The organism is Limosilactobacillus frumenti DSM 13145 (genome assembly GCF_001436045.1).
In the GTDB taxonomy this organism is placed as follows: Bacteria; Bacillota; Bacilli; order Lactobacillales; family Lactobacillaceae; genus Limosilactobacillus; species Limosilactobacillus frumenti.
In genome coordinates, this window is record NZ_AZER01000015.1 from 1 (window position 1) to 219 (window position 219).

Sequence of the window (219 nt, forward strand, 5' to 3'; positions counted from 1 at the left end):
TATCGAAATAATACCAATGACCATTAATCCATAACCACTGATCTTCAGCAGCAGTACCATCATCCTTAGAGTATGTCCAACTGCCGTTATAAACATGCCAAGTATTTGTCATGTAATGGCCCCACTGATCAAAGTAGTAATCCTTCCAGCTTCCATCAGCTAACTTCGTACCATGCCAGCCATTTGCTGCCATTACTTCGCTATCGAAATAATACCAAT

1 pseudogene is annotated in these 219 nt (G+C 40.6%); it reads right to left on the reverse strand.

Annotated features, from left to right (window positions below):
* A pseudogene (locus FD27_RS04535) lies at positions 1-193 on the reverse strand (1,4-beta-N-acetylmuramidase); the annotation flags it as partial.
* Between the last annotated feature and the right edge of the window lie 26 nt (positions 194-219).